We start from the raw sequence: 1,856 nt of genomic DNA on the forward strand, positions 1-1,856 counted from the left end.
ACGGTAAGCTGAATGGCGAGTACCGCTCACAGATGACCAGGACAGAACTCGAAACAAAAGGATACGGCAGACGCTGGCTTGTGGAATCATTCATGAGCGGATTGAAGCGAACCACAGGTGCCGCACTCTCAGCCAGAAGCGAGAAAGCCCTGTTCGTCGAAGCCGCCCTCAAAGTCCTCGCCTACGCCCTGAGGCGTTAGCCCACGATCAAAACCTGTGATTTGTTTTCAACACAGCAGTCTCAACTCAACTCCTCAAACCATCGCACTCGCTGGGAGAAACGAATGAGAGTTTTCTGCAAATGCATGACCTTCTCGATGGGAATCCTCGGTCTGGTCATAATGTCTTCACAGCTGGAAGCGCAGGTTGAGGAGATTCAGCTGGAAGAAGTTCGACCGCCTGTGATCGGAACCATCGTCGTTCCCGAAGAAGAACAAGCTCAGAGCGATGAGAATCCGTTTGGACCGAGTAGTGTCCCGGACGGAACCCCAGGTGATTCGGCAAGCGGGAATGACCCGACAAGAGAGAATTCTGACACACTGATGTCTCGGCAGAAAATTGAGGAGGCGCTTCAACAATCAACTCTCGTGGATTTTATCGAAACCCCGTTGGGAGAAATCGCTGATTATCTGTCAGACGTCCATCAGATTCCAATTCTGTTTGATCATTTTGAACTGTCCAACGAGGGAATCAGCACGGATGACGAACTGACCTTCAATGTCTCTGGGGTCAGTCTGGAAGACGCGCTGACGCTCTCGTTAGAATCGCTTAATCTTGGTTTTGTTATCAAGAACAACGTTGTCATCATCACGCCGAAACACCTTGCCGATGAGCACTACGAGACGCGCGTCTATGATGTCCGTGGTCTGTATATCGACGATCCTGAAGCTCTGGCCGATGTCTTGATTCACACAACTGGTGACAATACCTGGAAAGAGCAGGGCGGCAATGGTGATCTGAGTTTTATTCACAGCAGCTTCATTGTACGTCAGAATCGAGCAACACATCACGAGATCCGGCATTTGCTGGATGAACTGCGACGCAATCTCAAGGGCCACGACGATCTCCCGGGATGGCCGAAAAAAGAGCGGAATGGCGATTCACAGTCTCCGGAAGGAGGAGGGCTGGGAAGTGGATTCGGTGGCGGCGGGGCAAGTACTGGAGGAGGAGGCGGAGGTTTTTTCTAGGAGCGATTCTTCGGTGATGGAACAACCGTCCTGGTGTTCGTCTCCAACGGTCACAGCATCCTGGCGGAATACACCTCCGGCAGCCTCGCTGCATCCCCACAGCGCATTTACCTGTACGGCAACCGGATCGACGAACCGGTGGCAATGATCGATTCGACGGATACGTACTACTACCACGCCGACGCCTCCACCAGCATCCGCGCAATTACGGATTCGTCAGGCAGCGTGGAAGAACTCTACAAATACAGTGCATATGGAGATCCAACAATTCTCGCGGCCAATGGAACGACAGTCAGGTCATCGTCCAATATTGACAACCGATTCCTGTTCACAGCCAGAGAATGGGACGACGCGTTGACCGCGACCAGTACGCTTCAAATCGAGTCGTACTAGTTCCGAGCACGGTACATGAGTCCATCACTCGGACGGTTCACTAGCCGTGATCCATTACTGTATATCGATGGAACACATCTTTATCGCGCATATTTTGTACCAAAAGGGGGCGATCCAACAGGGAAAGGGTGGATTAAGAAGGTTAGAGCGTAAGCGCATGGTGAACTACGGGGTGTTGGCTTTGGTTTCGCGTTCTTGTTTTCTTCTTTCGGCGATGTTCCAGCGGTGTTGGGGGTGCGTTGCCAGCCAGTGGTTGGGGAGTAACGATTCGACATT

2 protein-coding genes and 1 pseudogene are annotated in these 1,856 nt (G+C 52.1%); all 3 read left to right on the top strand.

What is annotated here, in order from left to right:
- Positions 1-200: pseudogene (locus tag KOR42_RS26150) on the top strand (hypothetical protein); the annotation flags it as partial.
- Between the two features lie 84 nt (positions 201-284).
- Positions 285-1,187 (top strand): STN domain-containing protein, encoded by a 903-nt coding sequence (locus tag KOR42_RS26155; protein ID WP_197441630.1) that lies wholly within the window; start codon positions 285-287, stop codon positions 1,185-1,187.
- Between the two features lie 33 nt (positions 1,188-1,220).
- On the top strand, positions 1,221-1,580 hold the full coding sequence (locus KOR42_RS26160) for a hypothetical protein (protein ID WP_146512736.1): 360 nt from the start codon (positions 1,221-1,223) through the stop codon (positions 1,578-1,580).
- Positions 1,581-1,856 lie beyond the last annotated feature (276 nt).

The sequence above is a fragment of the Thalassoglobus neptunius genome (genome assembly GCF_007859735.1).
Taxonomy (GTDB): Bacteria; Planctomycetota; Planctomycetia; order Planctomycetales; family Planctomycetaceae; genus Thalassoglobus; species Thalassoglobus neptunius.